Consider the following 23299-nt stretch of genomic DNA (forward strand, 5'->3'; position numbering starts at 1 on the left):
TTAGTAAACTAGATCGTACGTATTTCGACGGTCTATTCTGAATCCTTACCACCATTCTATGTCTAATCGTCGGGAATTTGTGAAACAGCTCTCCGTAGGGCTGTCGGCGACTTCTGTGCTCCCTATCATTAATGCGATGGGTGCCTGTGCGCCTGCGTTGGCAGACAATCATCTGCTGGCCAAATCGCTCCTGACTGCTCAGGGTATTGGGCAGCCGACGCAGGTATGGTTAACGGATATTTATCCGTTCCAGCCTGGTCAGGATATAGCTTCTCTCTTACAGAATCGCCTGCAGCTGGGATTACAGGCTGTTAACGCCTTGCTCGGTGGGCCAGTGCCTACACTGCCTGTTATGGCTGAGCCCGTTATGGGTTCTCAATCCGTTACGTTTCAAATGGCCGGGGTTACGGTACATTGGCAGGGACAGGCGCTGCACGGTTCGCAACTAATAGGGCCCGGACAGCGGCTCCAAATTTTTGGGGATAGGGGGACCCTAACTCTGACCGACAATTTTAAGGTGCTAAGCTGTATCGACTACCAAGGGAAGTCACTGGTGGAAACGGGCCCCGCAGAGTCGGTTAAGCATACATCTGTTTAGGGCGTTTGATACGCTCTGTTCACATACAAACTGCTTTATTGCTATGCCGTATATTGGAGAGATTCGTCTGTTTGCCGGCCTGTTTGCCCCTGTAGGTTGGGCCTTTTGCGAGGGGCAACTGATGCCGATTTCTGAAAATGATGCCCTCTTTACATTGATTGGAACCACGTACGGGGGCGATGGTCAGGAGACGTTCGCATTGCCCGATTTGCGGGGGCGGGTTCCTGTGCATACAGGAAACAGTGGTGGAATCACATACGAGCTAGGTCAACAAGGTGGGCAGATCGAGGTAACGCTTTCCCTGAATAACATACCGCCCCATACCCATCCGTACACGTATCAACCTATTGCATCCAGCAGTGCGGGTATTTCGGGTAGTCCACAGGGTAATTACTATGCCGCTTCGGGCCGTAAAGCGTTTTACCGAACTCCTACAGCCAACACGGCCAATATGGCAAACATTGGCAATAATACAGGCATTCAGACTGGTGCTAATCTGAATGGCGGAAACATACCCATCAACCTAATGCAGCCTTATCTGGCAGTTAGTTTTATTATTTCACTCTACGGGCGCTACCCCACACAAAATTAACGTTTGCAAGATGGATATAAACTCGTTTGTTGCAGAGATAGGGATTTTCGCAGGGAACTTTGCCCCAACGGGGTGGGCCTTTTGTAACGGCCAGATTTTGCCCATTTCGCAGAATACAGCCCTGTTTGCTTTATTAGGCACTTTTTACGGGGGCGACGGTAAATCGACGTTTGCCCTCCCTGACTTTCAAGGAAGCGCCCCGTTGATGCATGGGCAAGGCCCTGGCCTCCCCAACTACGTAATTGGGCAAGTAAGTGGTAGTCAGACTGAGACGTTACTGCCAAATAATATCCCCATTCACACCCACACGGCCGCCGACGCGGTATCATTGACCCAACTGGCTACTACTGATTTGGGTAATAGTGCATCGCCGGCGGGGCGGGCACCAGCTCGTACAGGTACTGACAATCGGTACGCGAGCACAACAAACGCCAACATGGCTCCCTACACGCTTCAGGTGGGCTATGTTGGGGGAGCAAACCAACCGTTTTCTATCATGCAACCCTCTCTGGTGCTGACTTTCTGTATTGCCCTGCAAGGCGTTTTTCCGGCACGGGGATAACCGGTAACTACTATGGGCGATACTCCTTACTTAGCTTCGATTGGCATGGCCGCTTTCAACTTTGCACCGCAAGGTTGGGCGATGTGTAATGGTCAATTGTTGCCTATCAATCAAAATCAGGCTTTATTCTCTCTCCTGGGTACTACGTATGGCGGTGATGGACGGGTAAATTTTGCCCTTCCTGATTTACGGGGCCGGGTTCCGATCCATATGGGTTCCGGATTTATCCTTGGTGAGAAAATCGGTGCTACCACGGCTACGCTAACAATCAATAACCTACCGCTGCACACGCACGATCTGACGTTCAGGCCGCCCTGCAATACCGGGCCGGGTACCACGAGTGATCCGACAGGGGCGTATCCGGCAGCAACCACTACGGGTAGTTATGGGCCTAATGCCGACGTTAACCTGGCGGTTGGTACAACCACCGCCAATACAGGACCGGCCGGGGGCGGACAACCCTTTTCGATCATGCAGCCCTATACGGTCATCAATTTCGTCATTGCTTTACAAGGGGTTTTCCCGTCACGTAATTAAGGGCAGCCTATGAAACTTGGCGTTTTGGTTCCGCATTCATCGCTCTACCCATCGCTTGCGTTCGATGTGGTGGAGGGCATACGAGCGGGGATGGCAACTAGTGGCTCAACGGAGGTGACGCTGGTGGTTGAAAACATCGGCTTCGGCCTCGACAGCGAACAACTGCGCGACAAAACCCAGAAGCTCCTGCTTCAGGATGGGGTAGATGTGCTGGTGGGTATGATGAACCGACGAACCGTCGAGGCAATTGCTCCACTTGTGGCCGGGGCCAATCGGTTGCTGTTGGTGCTCGAAACACTGGGGGAGTTTTTTCTGGATTTACCCCGTCACCCGTCGGTGCTGTTTCACTCGCTCCAGTTTTGTCTCAGCACCCGGCTCACCGCTCGAAAGGCGGTCCAGAAAGGCCAAAAAGGTGTTATTCAGGCATGTTCTTTTTACGATGCTGGTTATCTGCAATGTTACTCTCTTTCGCAGGGGGTAGTGCCTAATGGCGGCCATATGGTGCAATACTTTGTGAGTTCGCACAAGCCTCAGGAAGTTACATTTGACGCTTTGGCCGCAGGCATGCTGTCGGGGGAGGGGCAGGCGGTTGTTGCCTTGTACTCGGGCGATATGGCGAGTCAGTTTTTGCAGGGTTACCCAAGCTTACCGGGGCGTTTGCCCCTTTGGCTGGGGCCTATGCTTCTGGAGGAATCTATGCTGCGCGACGTGCCCTACTCGGGTCTTGAGGCCGAAGGGCACACGCCCTGGTCCGTGCACCTGGACACGCCCGAGAATAGAGATTTTATAACGGCAATGCAGCGCCGAGGGCGGCAGGCCAACCTGGTTTCGCTGTTGGGTTACGAGGCCGGGCAGATGATGGCTTTTTACGAAGGCCTTCTCCAACAAACGGGTTATCCAACCCTTGAGCACGCATCAATACTTGCTCAATACGCATTCGCAGGACCACGGGGGCAGGTTGCGTTTGATTCCGAAACGCGCTATTCGTTCGGACCGCAATACAGGGCTACCCTCGCCGGTACTCAAGCGGGCTACACCCAGCTCTCGAACCTAACCGAAGAACCCGACTGGGAACAGGATCGGGCTATGTTTCTGGCTGAGCCGCTTGTGGGGCAGCATACTGGCTGGAATAATATCTACCTGTGTATATGAGTTAATTACGCCTTCCCTTCAGACTATGACTACAATCCTTTACCGACTTTTTTTGATAACCAGCCTGCTTGGCCTGTGGGCAGGTCTTACCAGCAGCCCAGCTCAGACCGTTCCGGCCCCAACCAACGTGCTGGGCGTTGGTGATGTTATGATTACGGCCTACAACGCATCGGACGACAAGTGTAATGGGAGTAGTGTGAACGATCAGTTTGTGTTTGTACCCCTGAAGGATCTGGCGGCTGGTACGGTGATCTACTTTACGGATTATGGTTGGATAAGTGGGGGTGGATTTCAGAGCAGGCGGGTGGCTAGCCCGGCTAATAACGGAACTGGTATGGGCGGTACTAACGATGGGATCATTTCGTGGACGACCTCGGTTAGCGTGGCAGCCGGAACACAGATTGCCATTCGGTGTAAATTCAGCCCGTCGGCTTCGCTCGGGACCGCAACGGGTATTGAAACGGCAGCTCTTCTGGCTACCAACGCACAGCCACCCTGTACCGATACGTATTTCATGGATCTGTCGGACGGCGCTCCCGATCAAATTTTTGCCTATCAGGCTTCATCGGCGCGGGCAGCTAACCCTACCATCCTGACCGGAGTGTTGATTCGGGGTGAAGGAGGCTGGAACAGCTCCCTAATCGACGGCTCTCCGCCCAATTCGAGCAGCTCGACCCTGCCAACTACACTGGTCATGGGGAATTCAGCCTTTGAGTTGTCGGTCCCCGATCCGCCCGACAATGTCTATTTACTGAACTATTTGTACAACTTGGCCAAGTACGATTGCGGTAATCCAGCAAACATCACGCTTGGCTTTCCAAAACAGTTGCGACAGTCCGTATATGCCCGCGCTACGGGGAGTAACCCCACTGCCCTCCGGTGGACGTATCCAACGGGAGGGGGCTGTGATGGGTTTATTTATCAGCCAAACCCCGGACTGGATTGCCCACAATCGGTAATTCCTGCGGGCTTTACGATGCCTAATGCCTGTGCTTTCACGGTGTTACAGGTAAAGATTACGGCTCAACCCCAGAGTCGAACCATATGCTCGTATCAGCAGACCAGTTTTGCCATCACCTCACAGAACGCGCAAACGTATAAATGGCAAAGTTCGCCTAATGGAACAACCTGGACTGACCTGACCGATGGGGTGGTGTACTCCGGAGTTACTTCGCAAACCCTGTCGGTATTGAATGCGTCGGGTCTGAACAATACCCGATACCGGTGCCTTGCGATGGAACCCATTGAACCCTCGTCGGTAACGTCGCTGACAGCCTTGCTAACGGTTAACGACCCGCCCCAGAGTTTGGCCCTTGCGCCCAGTAGCCCCATAACCTGTACGGCCCTGAGTGTGTCGCTCACCGCCAGCACCACAACGCCATCTACAACGTTTGTGTACACTGGCCCCACGGGTCCCGTTGGTGTTTCAAATACTACCCGGGTGTTTACTACACCTGTACCCGGCCTGTATTCGGTAACCGCTACGGCTCCAAATACCTGTACCAGTACGGCATCTGCCACCGTCCTGCTCGACCAGACCCCACCGGCCAGTCCGTTGTTGGCCGTAGCGGGTGGGGTGTCGTGCACGGGCTCGGCTACTCTCACGGCAAGTACCTCCTCGACTGGTACATTTGGATACCAGTTTCGTAATGCTGGGGGCGTGGTTTCTGGAACAGGCGACACCCGAATAGTGAGTACGCCGGGTATTTACACGGTTGTGGTTTCGTCAAATGCCAATGGCTGCACAAGCGTTGCTGGTAACACGGTGCCGTCGGACCTGGTACCGCCCCAAACGGTTACCCTGTTGGCAAGTAGCACGGTTCTGACTTGTGCCATACCTACTGTAACCCTGACGGCCGGTAGCACTACGGCCGACGTGCTGTACAGTTTCCGGGGGCCTGCCGGGGTAATCGGGTCCGCGTCGACGGTCAATGCACGGGTGATCTCAAGTCCTGGCACGTACACCGTGACGGTTACGGGCCCCAATGGGTGTACAAGTCTGCAAACGACTTCGGTTACGCAAAATACCCTGACGCCGGCCATCTCGGCTACGTCGGTTGCGCCCGCATTCGTTTGCGCCGAGCAACCATTTACGGTGGGCGTAACTGCCACCGGTGGCGTAGACGGATTGTCGTATAATTGGGTGGAAACAACGGGTAATGGAAGAGCCCAATGGACGGCTAATGTACCTGCACCAGCGCATAATACGGCATCTGTGACCATCCCTGGCACCTTGAATACCCTGACAGATAGCGGCCGTAAAGTGTATAGTTATACCGTGACCGATAATGCGTCGGGCTGCTTCACCACGGGAGCGGGCAGTGTGAGTGTAAACGCCATTTCGTTTGCTGCGGCCCCCACACTGGTTGCTACCAGCACGGGGCCAGGCCTTCCGTTCGTTGTAACGTACGCACCGGCTGCGTGCAGTTTTGTCAATCCAGCTGCCTTCACGGTCGAAGTTTCGGATGGAAGTGGTGTGTTCGGCGCTAACTCAATTACCGTTGTGGCCACCAGCAGCACCGCTACCAGCCTGACATTTACAGTACCGCCAGCCTTGGTATCATCGGCCGGGTATCGGCTCAAAGTGATTTACAACGGGTCGGTTTATAGCCCGGCAAGCTCTCCATTTACGGTGAGCAGCCTGTCGATCACGGCTTCGCAAACGACAGCTTGCGTTGGTCAAACGATTCAACTCACGGCCAGTGGATGCCCAAGCCCCAACGTTGTCGTTTGGTCGACGGGTGAGCAGGCTCCGTTCATTATTGTGAGTCTGACCGCCACTACTACCATCTCGGCCTCGTGTATTATGCCATCGGGAGCGGCCCGCGTCGCCACCCCGGCGGCCTCTGAGCCGGCTAAGCCAGGTGCAGTTGGTAAACCGCTCGGATTAACCTCCCCGGCTGATAACCGGCGCATGTTGGTGGCACCGGGTGGTCGTTAAATTCGTTTCGTGTTCGTACAAACGCCAGTGCCCTGTGGGGTGCTGGCGTTTTGTTTTGCGTAAAAAGCTAGAACCAACCGGTAAGGGGCGGGTTGTACTAAAACAACTAACTATATCGACGTTATGCAGTATAATGATTTTTTGCACCTGGCGAAAGAGCAACTGGGTGTACAAACCCAGGATGAGGTAATGAATATCAGTCGGGCTTTTCTGCACACACTCACTGACCATATGGCGGGGAATGCGGCTGATAAGCTGGCGTCGCAGTTGCCCGCGCCCTTGGCCGATGTAATCAAAGAAATTCATCCCGAAGACCGCGATCAGGGCCAACGATTTTCCTTATCCGAGTTCTACGAGCGGGTGGCCGACCGCGCCGGTGTACCCGACGAACAGGGGCAGCATTATACACTGACGTACATGAAGCTGCTCGGACAACTGGTAACAGCGGGCGAGATTCACAAGCTTAGGCTTACTCTGCCCGACACCTACGCACCTTTGTTTGAAGGCGTGGTGGGGCTTCAGGAAAAAACGAGCTAAACGGCTGGCGAACAGACATGCACCAGGATGCCCGAAGCGCTACCGAATCCAGACCGCAGTGGATTGTCGGCCGGTCGGTGTTTCGAGTGTTAGTACGTAACGGCCGGGTGGAGTATGCCCAAGAGGAACCGAAAGGGTTTGCTCGCCCGCCCGTACAGGTACACTGGTGAATTGCAAAACCGATTGGCCCAGGCTTGAATATAACTGGATGGTAGCTCGTCCGGCCTGGGGGGCTGTAAACCGGATGGAAAGTTGGTCGGAAGCAGGGTTGGGAAATACGACCAGTGTGCTTTCGGTAGATGGCTCATTACCCGTAACCAATGTGGTGGAAGCGACCGTTTTCAGTATCCAGTTGTAGGGGTCGAAAACCACACCCGTGGGCGTTCCTTTGGCGGGCAGGGTGAAAAATTGATCGGCCTGATCGTTGAACACAGTTACTAAGGTGTCGCCAGCCGACGATTGTACCCGTAGCTGAACCGGCATAGTGAAGGAGCCGGGGCTCGACGAACGGGGTGCTTGCTGAATACGTACCCGAACCCCGGGGCTGTTGGCTTGCGGGCTGTTCGACCAGGCAACAGTATAGGCCGGAAACCCCTCGCCGTACACCCATTGCTTGAAAAAATAGTCTAGTTTCCTGCCCGAAGAACTTTCCACAATACGTTGTAGATCTTCCGTCACGGCTGTACCGTACGCTACTGTCGGATCAGCGGCATAGGCCCGGATAGCCTTAAAAAAAGCTGCATCGCCCAGCACTCCGCGCAGCATATGCAGTACTGAGGCTCCTTTGGCGTAGCTGCGGTTGCTATCGAAAATGGTGTTTACGTTGTCGATATTCTGGACATAGAGGGTACCGGTAGTATTGCGGGCGCGGCCCATAAATGTGTTCATGGTAGCCGTGTAAGCGGCCTGGCCCGTGGCCGACTGGGCGTACAACGCTTCGGCATAGGAAGCGAATCCTTCATTGAGCCAGATATTTTGCCAGTCGCGGCAGGTAATTTTATCGCCAAACCACTGGTGAGCCAGCTCGTGCGCAATCAAACTGGATGTCCAGCCCCCCATCGACGAAATGGTTTGGTGTTCCATACCGCCCCCCCAGCCAAACTGGGCGTGTCCGTACTTTTCGCGCAAAAAAGGATAGGGCCCAAACAGATCGGTGAAAAGCGCTAACATGCGAGGGGTAACGTCCAGATTCGGTCGGATCGACGGTAACGTTTCCGGGTAAATGTAGTGGGTTACCGGCATGGTTTGCCCGTTGGTCGTAAACGGCGTGTCATACCGGTCATAGTTGGTCATTGCCAGCGAAATCAGATACTGGGCAATGGGGTAGCTGTTTCGCCAGTGGTACGTCCGGGTGCTGTCGGGGTTGTCAGTCGTGCTCACGAGCCGCCCGTTTGAGACAGACACAAATTGGCGGGCTGCCGTAATCGAAACGGCCGACGAGTCGGCTTTGTCGGCCGGAGTATCTTTACACGGAAACCAGTCTTTGGCTCCGTAAGGCTCACTCAACGTCCAGATAACGGGCGCATTGGTTGGGCCGTGGGTGGCAAATGCAAAACTTCCGAAGCCATTCAGGCTGGCTGGGTTGCCCTGATAATAAACGGTAAGCGTAAGGGGCTGGCCAACCGATAAGGATTGTGGCAGTGAAATCTGGACCCGGTCGGTGGTGCGGGTGAAGGCCAGTTTTTGTCCGCCCGATTTCACCGAGTCGACGCGGTGTTGGGGGCTCAAATCCAGAAAAAATTGGCCCACATTGGCCGTTGCGGCCTTTAGCGAGAGGGTAGCGGCTCCGTTGAGGTACGCAGGCGTGTGGGTTAAGCGCAAGGCTAACCCGTAGTAGGTGATGTCGATGGTGGGGTCGCCGGGGTAGGCTGCACCTGATTGGTAGTCGGCCACCGAAGCCTGCCGGGCTCGCGCATCGGCAAACCATTTACCAAAGTAGCGCACTTTGGTAGCCTGGCAGGCATCAACGCCATCGGTAAGTTGGGCGAGGCCGGTGAGACACGACCCTAAAACGAAAAGAAGTGTAAATAGCTGCTTCATGGGTCGACAACGCGCGACGGACCTCATTCGCCCGGCCCGAGTGTTTTCGGGCTGGCATCGAGATCATCGTACCGCTTTTGAATGGCTTCGATCTTAAACTGCTCATCGGGCGAGAGTTGCAGTTCCCAACCCATACTCCCTGCCAGTTGGTAAATCATGTACTGAATCTGGTTGGTAGCAATACGGGGCAAGTCGCTTTGCAGAGCCCGGCTTTGCATGGCCTGCTTGGCGTCGTCGAGGATTTTGGTGTAGTCGTCGCTATTGAACTGATTCAGAAAACCCGATTGAATGTCGTAAAACTTATAATCGGTATCAATCGACAGAACTTCAGGGTCTGGAAACGATTCGATCATCAATTTCTTTTGTTCGGGGTCCGGCTGGTAGAATCGGACTTTCTGGAAATCAAAGCCGACCAGTACCTTCGATTTGGCAATGATCATGGCTTTTTTGGGGTCGTTGAGCACGTACAGGATTTTCTTCTGATCCTGATAATTGTAGATCTCCGAGAAATATCCCTCGGCCATGACCACTTTGAATACTTTCTCGATTCGTTCGAGCAGCACAACTGATTCCCGGCGGGCATCGCCTACATCGGTTTTGGCGCGCATGGAGTTGGCAATAGCGTACCCGGCCCCACTGCCGACCAAAAGAAGGAGAAGCGTATTCAGAAAGTCCATAACACCAATGTATAATAGAAAAATGGATAATGAACATGGGTCGTTGACCATTATTCATTATCCATTTAAACGGGATAGCCTTACTTCGCGTAGGCTACAGAGCGCATCTCCCGAATAACGGTCACCTTGATTTGACCGGGGTACTGCATCTCTTTCTCAATTTTCTGCGAAATATCGAACGAAAGTGCACCGGCTCGCTCGTCGCTCACGCGCTCCGCATCGACCATTACCCGCAGTTCGCGGCCAGCCTGAATCGCGTAGCATTTCTGCACACCGGGGAAGTTCTGCGCCAGCTCTTCCAATTCTTTCAGACGTTTAATGTACGACTCCATCATCTCACGACGGGCACCCGGCCGCGAGCCCGAAATGGCGTCGCATACCTGAATAATCGGGGAGAGCATGCTGGTCATCTCAATTTCGTCGTGGTGCGCGCCAATGGCGTTGCAGACCTCGGCGTTCTCCTTGTATTTCTTGGCCAGCTCCATCCCCAGAATAGCGTGGGGCAGTTCGGCCTCTTCGGGCCATACTTTACCAATATCGTGGAGCAGACCGGCACGCTTGGCCAGCTTGGCATTCAGACCCAGCTCGGCAGCCATCGTGGCACAAAGTTTGGCTACCTCGCGTGAGTGTTGCAGCAGGTTTTGCCCGTACGACGAGCGGAAACGCATCCGACCCACCATCTTGATCAGCTCGGGATGCAGCCCGTGAATACCAAGGTCGATAACCGTGCGCTCGCCGATTTCGATGATTTCATCTTCGATGTTCTTGCGGGTTTTGGCCACAATTTCCTCGATACGCGCCGGGTGAATCCGACCGTCCTGCACGAGCCGGTGCAACGATAACCGGGCAATCTCGCGCCGAACCGGATCGAAGCCCGAAATAATGATGGCTTCTGGGGTATCGTCAACGATGATTTCGACGCCCGTTGCGGCTTCAAGGGCCCGGATGTTACGGCCTTCGCGCCCGATTACTTTGCCTTTGATGTCGTCAGATTCGATATTGAAAACCGACACACAGTTTTCGATAGCGTGCTCGGTCGCCGTGCGCTGAATGGTTTCGATCACCACTTTCTTGGCCTCTTTGGTAGCCGTCAGCTTTGCTTCTTCAACAATGTTTTTGATGTAGCTCGACGCGCGCGACTCGGCTTCGGCCTTGAGTGTGCTGATGAGTTGCTCACGGGCCTGTTCGGCGGTCAGGTTGGCAATTTTTTCCAGCTGCTCTACCTGCTCGCTCAGCATTTTTTCGGCCTCTTCCTGCTTCCGCTTGGCGGTTTCGAGCTGTTGGTTGAGGTGATTCCGCTGCTGATCAAGGCTATTGCGTTGCTGTTCGAGCGAGTTGCGCTGATTGTTCAGCTCGCTTTCCTTTTGGCGGGCAGCTTGCTGCATCTGATTGATTTCCTGCTCGCGTTGCCGCAGTTTACCTTCGTTCTGCGTCAGAATCTGCCGTTTCCGGTTTGTCTCTTCTTCAAACTCGGTTTTTAGTTTGAGGTACTTCTCCTTAGCTTCCAGAATCCGGTCTTTCTTAATCGACTCGGCCTGCATTTCGGCATTTTTCAGAATAATGTCGGCCTGCGACTGCGCTTCGGCCGCTTTTCTATTGTTTTCCCGGCTCGCCATTTTAAAGCCGGCAAACACACCAATGGCAACGGCTACTATATCGGTTAGTAGGGTCACCCACAATGAAGTCTCCATACGATCTATATCGTTAAGGTTGAAAAATTACATCAACCGGGTCCGATACAGCCGTTTCCGAACAAAAAGTGAGCCAGACCAGCGGAAAAACCGGGCGCACTGTACGCCGGGTCGGGTAGTATATTGCTCACTAACAACGAGGTAATCTGTCAGACACATTTTGCCCGCTTTGTGCAGGCATAGGCTACGGGGTTTAGGGTAGAGCCGATTCGCTGATCAGATTAAAGACATTAGGGGGTTAGATTCAGTGAAATAGACTGGTCTAACTGAGTAATTTTGTCAAATACCATGCGTTGCATCCGCTGCACCTGTTCATCGCCCTTCAAGCGGGCCACGATGCAATCAATTGCAATCATGCTCAGAATCTCCTGATTATCATGCCATCCATTTGCCCGGTAGAAATCGATTCGTTCTGCGATCATGGCAGCAGCCTGACGGACAAAGTATTCTTCTTCAGGTTGCGATTTCAACCTAAGTTCTCTGTCGGCAACTTTGATGCGGATAGATAAACGGTCTTCCATCGCTTTTACAGGCGTTGTCTACGGCTTCGTTCCTGAGCGCAGGCGCGTGTGCCGGGCAGGGCCTTTTCTGGTTTATGACAAAGTACTCAAGTGGGCAATTAGTTGCTCAATTTCCCGAATGTACTCGTCGAGTTTTCGTTTAAGTTCGGTGTGATCGGCTGTAGGGGCCAGATTATCCTTCACAATCTTACCAATTTTTGCTGATTTTGTAAAGGTTTGTTTATCACTTACCGGTTTTTTCTCTAACTCTTTTATCCTGTTCCGTTGTTCCTGAATCGTGCTCTGAAGGCTTTTCTTTTCGTGTTCGAGCTGGTCGACAAGTACGCTCAGTTGGTTAGCATGATCCTGTAGGTACGTGATCTTTTGCTCCAACCGGTCGAAAAGAAGTTTGAGTTGCGCTTCAGTATGCATGAGATTCCGGGGTGGATCGGTAATGGGAGCCGGGCTGATGCCCGGCTCCTTTAAGGCAACTTACTTCCGGATTACGGCGCCCAGATCCCGTTCAAAAGCGCCCATGAGCCGTTGCATCGTTTTGTCGATGACTGTATCGTTGAGCGTTTGGGTAGGATCTTGCAGCGTGAAGCTAACCGAGTACGATTTCTTGCCGGCACCCAGGTTCTCGCCCTCGTACACATCGAATACGCCAACCGACCGCAGCAGTTTCCGCTCGGTCTGATGTGCCAGCTTGCTGATCTGGTCAAACGTGACGGTTTTGTCGAGCACAAGCGACAGGTCGCGCCGAACGTCGGGGAAACGGGGCACCTCTTCGTACTTGGCTTTGCCGCTGTACCCTTTCATCAGGGCCTGCCAGTCGAAGTCGGCATAGAATACCGGCTGTTTCAGGTCGACGAGCTTGGTCAGTTTGGGATTCACCAGACCCAGGCTCACGATGGGCTTCTTGTTCACGCTGTACGTGAGCCCATATTGAAATAGGGGAGAGTCAGTTGGCTGACTGTCGAACGACCGCACGCGCAGGTTGCCCAGTACCCGCTGCACAGCGGCTGCCAGGTTATGAAACGTAACCGGCTGCGCTTTCTGCTGCCAGCTTTCTGCCTGTTGGTTACCCACCATGGCCAGACTCATCCGCATAGTCTCCACGTACTTACGGCCTGCTGTCCCCGTTTGTGGGTTGGTAGTCTCTTTCTGGTGGTATACCTTTCCGAACTCAAAAAACTTGAGGTCTTTCTGCCGCCGGTTCAGGTTGTACACCATGGCTTCGAGGGCCGAAAACAGCAACGTTTGCCGCATCACCGACAGCTCGTCGCTGAGCGGGTTTAGCAACGTCACGTCGGTACCGGGCAGTGCCGACCGGATGGCATCGTGATAAGCCGGGCGGGTGAGGGAAAGCGACATGATCTCGTAAAAACCATTGCCGGCCAGCATTTCACTAATCCGTCCCTGAAGCTGATTGACGTCGATAGTTGGAAACTCGGATAGCGAATCGGCCCGGAGGGTAGCTGAAAGCGGTACGTTATCGACGCCGTAGATCCGTAAAATCTCTTCGATCACGTCGGCTTCGCGCGTCACATCGACCCGGTACGGGGGCACGACAGCCACAAAGCTGGCATTTGGGTCGGGTTCGGCCACAACCTCATCGAGCTGAATGTCGAGGGCGTTCAGAATTCGGGTAATCTCGGCACGGTCGATCTGAATACCGATCAACCGGTCGATGTTGCGGTACCGAACCGGTACTCGGAACGGCGCTACGGGCGTCGGGTAAATATCGACGATATCGGAGCTGATTTGCCCGCCGGCCACCTCTTGTATGAGCAGGGCGGCCCGCTTGAGAGCGTACACCGGCAGGTTGGGGTCGGTACCCCGCTCGAACCGAAACGAAGCATCGGTGCGGAGGTCATGGTGTTGCACCGTCTGCCGGACCGATGCCGCACTGAAATGGGCCGATTCGAGAAAAATGCGGGTTGTCTGCTCGCTCACGCCTGATTTCTTCCCGCCAAACACTCCGGCAATACACATGCCTGCCGCAGCAGGATCGGGGTTGCCGTTGCAGATCATCAGGTCGGTGGCTTTTAGCTTGCGCTCGGTGCCATCGAGGGTGACAAATGGAGTGCCTTCGGGCAGGGTTTTTACCACTACGGTGCCGCCTTCAATCTGATCTGCATCAAAAGCGTGCAGCGGTTGCCCCAAATCGTGGCAAACAAAGTTGGTCACGTCGACCACGTTGTTGATTGGCGTCAGGCCAATGCTCAGCAGGCGCTGCTTCAGCCAGTCGGGTGACTCCTGTACGGTTAGGCCGCTGATTGTCAGGCCAGCGTAGCGGGGGCATGCCTCGGTAGCTTCTACCCGCACATCGAGGGAGAAATCGGTTGAATCTACCCGGAATGCATCAACCGGGGGCAACGAGATGGGGCGCCCGGTGAGGGCATGCAGGTCGCGGGCCACACCCATGTGCGAGGCCGCGTCGATCCGGTTGGGCGTCAGGCCAATTTCGATCTGATAATCGGGCTGAAGCTTAAAGTACTCGGCAGCAGGCGTACCGTTGGGGACGTCGGTGTCGAGCACCATAATCCCGGCATGCGAATGACCCAGACCGATTTCGTCTTCGGCACAGATCATCCCTTCCGATGCAGCTCCTCTGATTTTAGCTTTCTTGATGGTGAGGGGCTCGGCCGGTCCGCCGTTTGGGTTAGTAGGGTACAGCGTAGCTCCTACGAGGGCTACCACCACCCGCTGACCAGCCGCTACATTGGGTGCGCCACACACAATGTTGAGCGGAGTACCGGTACCTGCGTCGACCGTGGTGAGGCTCAGTTTATCGGCGTCGGGGTGACGTTCGCAGGTGAGTACTTCACCAATCACTACGCCTTCCAAACCACCTTTGACAGCTTCGACTCGTTCAATTCCTTCTACTTCCAGACCCGTACTGGTCAGCATTTTGCCTACCTGTTCGGGGGCTTCAGTCAGTTCAATAAACTGCTGCAACCATTTATACGATATAGTCATGCGCTCTATTGGGGGCAAAATGCAAAAGTAGGAAGAAGGGGCGAAAGTGGGAAGAAAGCAGCTGCCCGAACGGTCGGTAGTAGAAAAAACTAACCAGTTGTCAGGATAATTTATCAATTAAACTGGTCTTTGATTATACTTCGACAGTAACATAAATTTAGTATTTATGAATAACTCTACGGTACGAATTGGGTTGTTTTCTCTGTTAACTTGGTGTACGCTGCTGGTGCCGGTATGGGGGCAACAGACCTGGATAGCCCGGTCGTCGGGGACGTTTAATAGTTTCCGTGATATCGTGTACGGAGATGGCGTGTTTGTCGCGGTCGGCGTGGGGGTTACGGCCCGCTCAACAGATGGAATCAACTGGTCGGCTTCGCTACTGGCGGATCAATCTATTGATTTGTACTCGGTTGCCTACGGGAACGGCCGATTTGTTGCCGTAGGTCGCAATAGTAATGGGGCTGTAATCATGGAATCTTCTTCGGGCAGTGGCTTTGCTGCTGTCACCTTGCCTGGTGGTACAAACTCCACCACCCGACTGACTAAAATTACGTTTGGAAATAATCAATTCGTTGCCATTGATAATCAGCGGTTTTTGTATCGGTCGTCGCCTGCATGGACTCGGCAGGCTCTTCCTTACGCGGGAATATTCCTGGATGTAGTCGGGTTTGTTGGCGGTCGGTATGTGATTTACGGTGATGATGGGGCGTTGCTGTATCGGTTCGAGTCGCTTGATGCGATTAACTGGCAACAAACCCAAACGAATGGCGGGCTGGTTTACCCCAATTCGATCCTCAATCAGGCGTATATACTCGTTGGGAATTTAAATATTCAGGGGGCAGGGTTTGTTCAAGCCTCTGCGGATGGGATCAATTTTAACACATCCCTGATTACGCCAAGCGTAGGCACCCAATTTTTTGACATAATTGAAGGCGCCGGTACTTACGTGGCTGTTGGTTCAAATGGCCTTCTTTACACCAGTACAAGCCCAACAAGCGGCTGGATGAGTCGGAGTATTGGTTCAGGGACGCTCCCAACCTTGTACGGTGCTGCCTATGGCGTAGGGCGATTTGTGGTCGTAGGTTCAGGTGGAGCGATTTATACCTCGGCACCCATACCTACTTTAACCAACCTACAGACCACCAATGGGGTGGCTTGTCCGAATTCGATAGCCACGGTCACGGCAACCGTGGCTACAGTAAGTACCCCCTACAATTACACGTTGAGTATAAGTGGAGGAACATCGTCAACTGGCGTTTCGAGTACATATTCCTTCCTGCAGCCGCTCTTTGTTGGGCCTGTAACCGGGGTACGTACCGTAACCCTGACGGTTGGAAATGGACCGGGCGAAACAACTTCTGCTACGACCAACGTCACGGTAGTTAGACCCAATGTTACGTTGGTGGCTTCGCCCAGCGGAACCATTGCCGAAGACCAGTCGCTAACATTGCAAGCCGGTGGGGCTTTCCTGTACACGTTCTCGCCCAATGTGCCAGCCAACTCGATTACCGGCAGTACGGCTCAGTTTCTGGCTACAACAACCCAAACCTACAGTGTCACGGGTACAGATGGTAATGGCTGCTCGAATTCGGCAAGTGTTGCCGTGACGGTAAGCGCTGTCAACGATGCCCCCGTACTGACCTACCCGACTAACCTGACGGTACAGGAAAACAGCCCGGTTTTATTTAGCAGTGGTCAGCTGATTCGGGTTGATGATGAAGATGCTGGTAGCGGACTTATGGAGGTGACCATGAGTGCTACACAGGGTACCTTTTCGCTGGCAACCACGAGTGGGCTGACGTTTTCAGTCGGGGATGGCACATCCGACGCTGCCATGACTTTTTCGGGCACGTTGAGCAACATTAACACCGCGCTCAATGGGTTAGCCTTCAGGCCGTCGGTGAATTATGCCGGAGCGGCTTCGCTGGTTGTCACGGTTAATGACCAGGGGAATTCCGGTAGCGGAGGGGCTCGTTCGGCTTCGGGGGTTGTGGCGATGGATGTATTGCCCGGTCTACCGACGATTACAGGATTGGCTACTGGTAGCGCGCCGGTTTGCGCCGATGGAGCGGCTACGCTTACGGCAGTGATCGGCACAACAAGCCCCCAGTACAGCTACACGCTGACTGCCAGTACGGGTAGTGTTGTGTCGGGAACGGGGCTTACTGCTTCGCCATTTAGTGCGTCGGTAGGGGTAGGGGCGGCCGGGCCGCTGTCGGTTACGCTACTCATAACCGATGGTCGATCGGTACAAATGGCGCAGACTACAGCATCGATTACTGTGCAGAATCCCGCTTTTGCGGCAGCTCTGGGGCAAAGTGCTGCACTCGTGGTAGCCGGGCAGTCGGTTACGCTGACGTACGCATCCGTGAGCGGAGGGTGCCCTTTCAATCCGGCTGGTAGTTATGTGGTCGAGATAGCCCCGGCGAGGCAAGGTTTTGGAACGCCGGTATCGGTGTCTCCGCTCAGTAGTAATTCAACCCAGTTGGTGTACGCCGTACCGGGCTTACTCAGTACATCAACCAACTATTCGCTCAGAATTCGGTACGGGACAAACGTTTACAGCCCCGTGGTGCAGTTTCAGGTAGTGGCCCCCATCAGTATAACCGCTAGTACAACAGCTATTTGCCCCGGCGAGAGTGTGCGACTGACAGCCTCCGCCTGCCCAACCGGCGAGGAGGTGGTCTGGAGTACCGGCGCGCGCGGGGTGCTGTTCATTGATGTCGTACCCACGGCTACCTCATCGTACACCGCAAGCTGTATGCCGATTGGAACCGGGCAGTAGCCAGGGAGTTCATAACTGACAGGTGGGCGCTGCGGGTTGCGGTTTTGTTTGGTTTCTACCCGGCAAAATCGCAACCCGCAGTTATGATTTTTTTTCAGTACTGAACATTCGGACTTCAGATACTGGACACTAGACTTACTACCATTCTGTAGAGAAGACTAGCGTCCACCATCCGGTGTCCGGTATTGAGATGATCACTTATTGTATTGCGCCGGAAGTTTTTCGCCTACTTCCACGGCTACCGGCAAGGTGTTTTCAGCGGGTGGGAGCGGGCAGGCATACGTGTGATTGTACACGCAGTAGGGGTGATAGGCCGTGTTGAAATCGATGGTTACATTATTTCCCTGAAATGCGCTTTCCTTTAAATCGATGTATCGGCCACCGCCGTAGGTCGTTTTGCCCGAGGTTGCATCCTTAAACAGAATGGAATAGGTATCGCCCTGTTTCACAATGAGGAGTCGGCAGACTTCGCCCCGGAGTTTGAATACGGCATGGCCCGACTGTTCGTAGACTTCCTCCGAACCATCGGACAGAGATATCACGATGCGCTGCGTTTTGTCGGCGAAAGGTTCAAATCTGGCTTCAACCCGGTACTCAATATTGCCCGGAAAGTAGATTAATCCGTTAAAAGAGGCTTTGTCTTCAAGGGGAGATTCTTTGTCGGTCCGAAAAAATTCATCTTTATTCTTTCGGCTATTAGTAAGCTCTTTCTCCCATTCTGCTACGTTAACTGCCCCGCCTGTGCTCGAATTGTCACCGTTAAACAATATCGGTTTTAGTAAAAAGTAGGCGATTGCGGCAAAAACTGCTATTACGCTGAGTCGTAACACGGTAGGAAATTTCATTCGCAAATTGGAATTGAGGGACTGGGATAAAATTTTAAGTAAATATCGGATAAATTTGTCCAACGAGCTTGATAATAACCCCTATGATTGGTAAACATGGCAAAACTCCATCAACTTAAGACCTTTTCCTCGGAAAAAGGAAATTTAACGATACTCGAGAATGTGTTGCCCGGAACCATCCAACGAGTGTTTTACATCTATGGTGCGGGTAACGCACAACGGGCTGGACACCGGCACCTGAAAACCTGGGGGGCATTGGTTTGCCTGGCCGGAAGCTGCCGAATTTACTCCCACGACGGACAAGTCGAAAAATTTCACTACCTCGACAGCCCCGATCAATGTCTGGTACTGGAGCCTCAGGACTGGCATCTGATGGATCATTTTTCCGACGACGCCATCTTGCTGGTCGTTGCTAACCAACCGTACGATCAGGCCGACTATATCGCCGAACCGTACCCGACTTCGCGTTTTGCCGCTGTGCCTGCATGATTGCTTTTCTTGATCTGAAACGTTTAAACGAGCGCTATCGCGAAACTATACTTTCTGCCACTTCACGGGTTGCTTTATCGGGTTGGTACATTCTGGGAACAGAAGGAGCCGCTTTTGAGCAGGCGTTTGCCCGCTACACCGGGGCAAAATACTGCATCGGGGTAGCCAACGGGCTCGAAGCCCTCACGCTGACGCTCAAAGCCTGGCGTTTCCCGCCCGATAGCGAAGTTCTCGTGGCCTCCAATGCCTATATTGCTTCATTGCTGGCGGTTACGCAGGCGGGGCTTCGGCCGGTACTGGTTGAGCCTGACCCGCGCACCTACAACCTTGATCCCACTCGGCTCGAAGCAGCCATTACCCCCCGAACCCGCGCTATTTTGCCCGTCCATCTGTACGGTCGGTGCTGCGACATGGCGGGTATCCGGGCCGTAGCTGACCGCCATGGTCTCAAGGTGCTCGAAGATGCGGCTCAGGCACATGGCGCCCGGTACGAAGGCCAAATGGCGGGCACTTTGGGCCACGCGGCTGGCTTTAGCTTTTATCCGACCAAAAACCTGGGTGCCCTGGGCGATGCCGGCGCCATCACAACGGACGACGATGCGTTGGCGGCACAACTGCGCTACTGGCGTAACTACGGCTCGGCCCGGAAATACGTGAATGACTTGCCGGGGCATAACTCACGGCTCGATGAGATGCAGGCCGCTATTTTGCTGGGTAAACTCGACTTTCTTGACGCAGACAATGCCCGTCGTCGCGAAATAGCCCGGTATTACCTGTCCCAGATTAGCCACCCCGACCTGACATTACCGCCTGCCGACCGACTTTCTGACGACTGCTGGCATCTGTTTGTGGTGCGCCACCCCAATCGGGAGGTCATGCGGGCGTACCTGCTCGAACAGGGTGTACAAACCGACGTTCATTATCCTATTCCGCCCCACCGGCAGCAAGCCTATGCGGAGTTGGCCCACCTGTCGTTACCAATTGCCGATCAGTTGCACCGCGAGGTGGTTAGTTTGCCCCTCAACCCCACGCTTACCGACGAGGAGATGCAACAGGTTGTTCGGGTCATCAATCAAATGCCTTCATTCGCCTAATCGATGGTATTATCTGTAGTTATTCCGGTCTATAATAGTCAGGAGACCCTGGAGCCGCTTGTTGAGAAATTACAGGATTGTCTGTCGGCGATTTCGTTTGAGGTAGTGCTGGTGAACGACGGCAGCCGCGATAATTCGGAGGCTGTTGTGTATCGCCTGGCCGAGCGATATACGAATGTGCAGGGGTTGTCTCTCCGGCGGAATTTTGGGGAGTTCAACGCCGTATTGTGCGGCCTCACCTACGCCAGGGGGGATTATGCCGTTTTGATCGACGATGATTTTCAGAACCCCCCCGAAGCGATTCTGACCCTGCTCGAAAGGGCGCAGTCGGGGCATTACGACGTAGTGTACAGCCGGTACGCCCAGAAGAAACACGCCTGGTTTCGGAATGCAGGCAGTAGCCTGCTCAACTACCTCACCACCTATCTTCTCGACAAACCAAAGTCACTCTACCTGTCCAGTTTCAAGCTGATCAATCGGGCAGTTGTGCAGGAAATTGTAAGTTATACCGGTCCGTTTCCGTATATCGATGCCCTCATTTTTCGGGTTACGCGCAACGTGACGAGTGTAGAGGTACCGCACCACCCGCGTCAGTCGGGCGCATCGAATTACACGCTGAGTAAGTTGGTAGCCTTGTTTCTGAATGTGCTGTTTGGTTTTTCGACGGTGCCACTCCGGTTGTTTGCCGGGCTGGGGCTGGGGTTGTTTGGCCTGAGCCTGTTGCTGGGGCTGGGGTTGTTACTCGGAAGCAGCCTGCACTGGTTTTCGGTGTCTGGTTGGGTACTTGTTGCCTGGGTGGTGTTGCTCCTGGCGGGCTTGCAAATGGTTTTTCTGGCCGTGATGAGTGAGTATCTGGGTAAGTTGTTTTTGGCCCAAAGTGGCCTCAAACCGTTTGTGGTAAAGGAAAGAGGTTGAGCAAACGGATTTAGTGGAGAACCAACCATGTTTGATAAAAAAGCTGAATACGAAAAAATGTTTCGGGTAGAGCAGCAGCTCTGGTGGTACCGCATTCTGCACGGACGCGTGCTGGCGGCTATTCAGAAACGCTACGGAACCCGGCAGGGTCTCCGAATTCTCGATGCCGGTTGCGGCACGGGAGGCTTACTCAGTTACCTGCGTGAGCGGGGCTATACCCAAACTCAGGGCCTCGACGGTTCGGCCGATGCGGTGGCTTTTTGCCACGAACGTGGCTTGCGCGTGGATCAACTGAACCTGCTCAATCTGGATACCTGGCAAACCGACACCTCGCCCGAAGCGTTTGATGTGGTGGTCTGCGACGATGTGTTCTGCTATTTCAACGATGAGCAACTGAGCAAACTCATTGGTGAGTTGGCCCGGCGGGTGAAACCCGGCGGCTTGCTGGTGACCAACAACAACGCATTTAACGTGTTTCGTGGGTCGCACGACCTGGCGGTGGGCAGCACCCGCCGGTTTGTTCGGGCCGATATTGAGCGGCTGTTGCCTGGCTCCCGGTTGCAGACCGGGTACGCAACTTACTGGAGTCTGTTGCTGTCGCCCCTGATTCTGGCCGTTCGGCAGTGGCAAAACTGGCAGTTGCGTCGGGGTTGGCAGTCGGCCGATCAGCCGCATTCCGATGTTTATTTGCCTTCCAACTGGCTGAATACCTTGTTTTACACCCTGGTTCGGACCGAACAGGTAGTGCTACCCCGAACCCCGTTTGGTAGTTCGCTGTTCATGGTGTTAAAAAAAGAGGAGAACGAAGCGAGAAAATAGGCGAGAAACGCCACTGCTTACCTACGTTCTCCCGACTTCTCACTTGCTATGTTTACCGGAATTGTAGAAACTACCGGCCGCGTTGCCGCCATTCAGGCCGAGGGAACCAACCTCACCTTTACTATTGAGTCGTCGCTGACCCACGAGCTGAAAGTTGATCAGAGTGTAAGTCATAATGGCGTTTGCCTGACTGTAACGAGCGTAAGCGGAGACGCCTACACCGTGACGGCCGTCGACGAAACCCTCAAAAAAACGAATCTGGGAGGCTTGCAGGTTGGGCATCGGGTCAATCTGGAGCGGTGTATGCCTGCCAACGGCCGTTTCGATGGGCATATTGTGCAGGGGCATGTGGATCAGGTGGGTCGTTGTACCAACGTGCAGGATATGAACGGAAGCTGGCTGTTCGATTTTGAATACGATGCCGACGAAAACGGGAATGTGACCGTTGAAAAAGGGTCTATCTGCATCAATGGAGTTAGCCTGACGGTGTTCAACTCCGAAGCTAATTCATTCCGGGTGACCATTATTCCGTACACCTTTGAGCACACTACCTTCCGCGATCTGCAGGCTGGCGATCGGGTCAATCTGGAGTTCGATATCGTTGGGAAGTATATTAAAAAAATGTTGGCCGGGTATCGGTGAGCCGGGGTGTAACACTAAATTTGTGTACTTTGGAGTTTAAGGGTTACGTCACTTTGCCGACCGCTGTGCCTCAGATCGTAACCCTTCAATCACTACAAACCCGTAATCACCCTACCGAATGGCTAAAATCAGCACCAGTAATAAATCCGACCTGCTGATTCATATTGGCATTATCGCTGCCCTGTTTATCGTCCTGTTTTTAGGCTTTTTCTTTGTGTATCTGCCCTTCTCTACCAACCATGGGCAGGCTATTACGGTACCCGATCTGTCGCGGATGAGCCTCGACGAACTGGAGTCGTATCTGGACGACCGTGAGCTGCGGTATGAGGTAAGCGACTGCACATTTGTAGCCGGTGCTGAGCCGCTCACCGTGTACGGCCAATACCCTAAAGCCGGTGCCAAAGTGAAAGAGGGTCGTAAAATTTACATCACCCTGATTAAACAAACGGCGCCAACGATTCCGATGCCGAAGCTGACAGATCTGACGTTCCGAAGCGCCGAACTGTCGCTGCGCTCGGTGGGGCTTGAGGTAGGCCAGAAAACCTACGTGCCCGACGTGGCCAAAAACTCGGTGCTCAAACAGTTTTTCAACGGGCGCGAAGTCGCCCCCGGTACCCCCATCGCCAAAGGATCAAAAATTGACCTGCATATTGGAGATGGATTGGGCAATACAATTTTTAGCGTTCCCGACGTTGTTGGTATGCCCCTCGACGAGGCTAAGGCTCTGATTCGTGGGTCTGACCTGCAAATTGGCACGATTATTTCCGTTGACGATCCCGAAAAAGAAGTTGGCACCATTGTACGGCAGCGGCCCGAAGCCAACCGGGGCGAACGGATTCGGGTTGGTGAAACAGTTGACCTGTGGGTCGTGGGGCCGGTTGAACAAGAGGACACACCGTAG

21 protein-coding genes are annotated in these 23299 nt (G+C 53.8%); 14 read left to right on the plus strand and 7 right to left on the minus strand.

Features of this window, described 5'->3' with window-relative positions:
• The first annotated feature begins 58 nt into the window (after positions 1-58).
• From RUDLU_RS0122810 to RUDLU_RS0122840, 7 genes are all read left to right on the plus strand, one after another.
• Entirely contained in the window at positions 59-598 is a 540-nt protein-coding gene (locus tag RUDLU_RS0122810; protein ID WP_019990757.1) for a hypothetical protein, read from the plus strand.
• Between the two features lie 43 nt (positions 599-641).
• The gene (locus RUDLU_RS0122815) at positions 642-1190 is read left to right on the plus strand and encodes a phage tail protein (protein ID WP_019990758.1); all 549 of its coding nucleotides are present in this window, start codon (positions 642-644) and stop codon (positions 1188-1190) included.
• A 10-nt stretch (positions 1191-1200) separates the two neighbouring features.
• Positions 1201-1752: a phage tail protein gene (locus RUDLU_RS0122820; protein ID WP_019990759.1), complete on the plus strand. Its 552-nt coding sequence runs from the start codon at positions 1201-1203 to the stop codon at positions 1750-1752.
• Between the two features lie 12 nt (positions 1753-1764).
• Positions 1765-2289, plus strand: coding sequence for a phage tail protein (locus tag RUDLU_RS0122825; RefSeq protein WP_019990760.1), 525 nt, complete (start codon positions 1765-1767; stop codon positions 2287-2289).
• Between the two features lie 9 nt (positions 2290-2298).
• On the plus strand, positions 2299-3441 hold the full coding sequence (locus RUDLU_RS0122830; RefSeq protein ID WP_019990761.1) for an ABC transporter substrate-binding protein: 1143 nt from the start codon (positions 2299-2301) through the stop codon (positions 3439-3441).
• Positions 3442-3466: 25 nt separating this feature from the next.
• Entirely contained in the window at positions 3467-6382 is a 2916-nt protein-coding gene (locus tag RUDLU_RS0122835) for an alpha-amylase family protein (protein WP_157580361.1), read from the plus strand.
• Positions 6383-6505: 123 nt separating this feature from the next.
• Positions 6506-6919 carry a DUF2267 domain-containing protein gene (locus RUDLU_RS0122840; protein WP_019990763.1) on the plus strand — a complete coding sequence of 138 codons (414 nt, stop codon included), beginning with the start codon at positions 6506-6508 and terminating at the stop codon, positions 6917-6919.
• A gap of 39 nt (positions 6920-6958) precedes the next feature.
• Here the strand turns inward: RUDLU_RS0122840 and RUDLU_RS0122845 are convergent, their stop codons facing one another.
• The 6 genes from RUDLU_RS0122845 to pheT form a co-directional block, all read right to left on the minus strand.
• Positions 6959-8959 (minus strand): M1 family aminopeptidase, encoded by a 2001-nt coding sequence (locus RUDLU_RS0122845; RefSeq protein WP_019990764.1) that lies wholly within the window; start codon positions 8957-8959, stop codon positions 6959-6961.
• A 23-nt stretch (positions 8960-8982) separates the two neighbouring features.
• Positions 8983-9636 carry a DUF4230 domain-containing protein gene (locus RUDLU_RS0122850; RefSeq protein ID WP_019990765.1) on the minus strand — a complete coding sequence of 218 codons (654 nt, stop codon included), beginning with the start codon at positions 9634-9636 and terminating at the stop codon, positions 8983-8985.
• 80 nt (positions 9637-9716) lie between these two features.
• Complete coding sequence (gene rny, locus RUDLU_RS0122855) at positions 9717-11327, minus strand: ribonuclease Y (RefSeq protein WP_027303317.1); 1611 nt, start codon at positions 11325-11327, stop codon at positions 9717-9719.
• 230 nt (positions 11328-11557) lie between these two features.
• Positions 11558-11848: a cell division protein ZapA gene (locus RUDLU_RS0122860; protein WP_019990767.1), complete on the minus strand. Its 291-nt coding sequence runs from the start codon at positions 11846-11848 to the stop codon at positions 11558-11560.
• A gap of 72 nt (positions 11849-11920) precedes the next feature.
• Positions 11921-12259, minus strand: coding sequence for a hypothetical protein (locus RUDLU_RS0122865; RefSeq protein WP_019990768.1), 339 nt, complete (start codon positions 12257-12259; stop codon positions 11921-11923).
• A 60-nt stretch (positions 12260-12319) separates the two neighbouring features.
• Entirely contained in the window at positions 12320-14809 is a 2490-nt protein-coding gene (gene pheT / locus RUDLU_RS0122870) for a phenylalanine--tRNA ligase subunit beta (RefSeq protein WP_019990769.1), read from the minus strand.
• Positions 14810-14975: 166 nt separating this feature from the next.
• On the opposite strand from pheT, the gene RUDLU_RS0122875 reads away from it, so the two are divergent.
• Positions 14976-17594 carry a hypothetical protein gene (locus tag RUDLU_RS0122875; protein WP_019990770.1) on the plus strand — a complete coding sequence of 873 codons (2619 nt, stop codon included), beginning with the start codon at positions 14976-14978 and terminating at the stop codon, positions 17592-17594.
• 194 nt (positions 17595-17788) lie between these two features.
• On the opposite strand, the gene RUDLU_RS0122880 is transcribed toward RUDLU_RS0122875, so the two are convergent.
• Complete coding sequence (locus tag RUDLU_RS0122880; RefSeq protein ID WP_083940627.1) at positions 17789-18439, minus strand: DUF1684 domain-containing protein; 651 nt, start codon at positions 18437-18439, stop codon at positions 17789-17791.
• 96 nt (positions 18440-18535) lie between these two features.
• On the opposite strand from RUDLU_RS0122880, the gene RUDLU_RS0122885 reads away from it, so the two are divergent.
• From RUDLU_RS0122885 to RUDLU_RS0122910, 6 genes are all read left to right on the plus strand, one after another.
• Entirely contained in the window at positions 18536-18928 is a 393-nt protein-coding gene (locus tag RUDLU_RS0122885) for a sugar 3,4-ketoisomerase (RefSeq protein WP_019990772.1), read from the plus strand.
• The gene (locus RUDLU_RS0122890; protein WP_019990773.1) at positions 18925-20022 is read left to right on the plus strand and encodes a DegT/DnrJ/EryC1/StrS family aminotransferase; all 1098 of its coding nucleotides are present in this window, start codon (positions 18925-18927) and stop codon (positions 20020-20022) included. The genes RUDLU_RS0122885 and RUDLU_RS0122890 overlap by 4 nt, the downstream gene beginning before the upstream one ends.
• Positions 20023-20025: 3 nt before the next feature.
• Positions 20026-20937 (plus strand): glycosyltransferase family 2 protein, encoded by a 912-nt coding sequence (locus RUDLU_RS0122895; protein ID WP_019990774.1) that lies wholly within the window; start codon positions 20026-20028, stop codon positions 20935-20937.
• A 27-nt stretch (positions 20938-20964) separates the two neighbouring features.
• The gene (locus tag RUDLU_RS0122900) at positions 20965-21756 is read left to right on the plus strand and encodes a class I SAM-dependent DNA methyltransferase (protein ID WP_019990775.1); all 792 of its coding nucleotides are present in this window, start codon (positions 20965-20967) and stop codon (positions 21754-21756) included.
• A 48-nt stretch (positions 21757-21804) separates the two neighbouring features.
• On the plus strand, positions 21805-22398 hold the full coding sequence (locus RUDLU_RS0122905; RefSeq protein ID WP_019990776.1) for a riboflavin synthase: 594 nt from the start codon (positions 21805-21807) through the stop codon (positions 22396-22398).
• Between the two features lie 118 nt (positions 22399-22516).
• A complete protein-coding gene (locus RUDLU_RS0122910; protein ID WP_019990777.1) occupies positions 22517-23299 on the plus strand; it encodes a PASTA domain-containing protein in 783 nt (260 codons plus the stop codon).

This window comes from Rudanella lutea DSM 19387 (assembly GCF_000383955.1).
Taxonomy (GTDB): domain Bacteria; phylum Bacteroidota; class Bacteroidia; order Cytophagales; family Spirosomataceae; genus Rudanella; species Rudanella lutea.